The sequence below is a fragment of the Campylobacter concisus genome (assembly GCF_002092855.1).
GTDB classification, from domain to species: Bacteria; Campylobacterota; Campylobacteria; order Campylobacterales; family Campylobacteraceae; genus Campylobacter_A; species Campylobacter_A concisus_AI.
The window spans coordinates 1-404 of record NZ_LVLC01000014.1; the positions used below are offsets into that span (position 1 = coordinate 1).

Consider the following 404-nt stretch of genomic DNA (forward strand, 5'->3'; position numbering starts at 1 on the left):
GCTTAAAAATTCGCTGTATCCTACATAAAACCGTTCTTTGTGGATACTATTTCTTTTGATCTGCTCGTTTATATTGAGCTTTCCTTTTAGAAATTTTAGGTTATCTTCTAGCGTCACATAGTCGCTTTTTATCCCCTTTTTTACAAGAGCTTCAAGCTCGCACAAAAACATAGAGATGAAAATTTCCAAAAGCGGTAAATTTTGTATTTTTAAACTGGCTAAATTTGAGCTTTTAAATGGGAAATTTTTTAACGTATTTAGCATTTTTATAAAAACCACTTTTGATCTTTCGGCGTCGTTTTTGTTTGTTATTTTTGGCAAAATCTCTATCGTTAAGCTACTTTTTGTTTGCAAAACGCTGTCATCGTTTCTTTCCTGTATAAATTTTCCGCTCACCCTGCTTA

General features: G+C 32.4%; 1 protein-coding gene. It reads right to left on the bottom strand.

Annotation, left to right across the window (positions count from 1 at the left end; all coding sequences use genetic code 11):
* Window positions 1-404, bottom strand: a 404-nt coding sequence (locus tag A3223_RS06690) for an McrC family protein (protein ID WP_219336698.1), incomplete at both ends; no start/stop codon positions are given.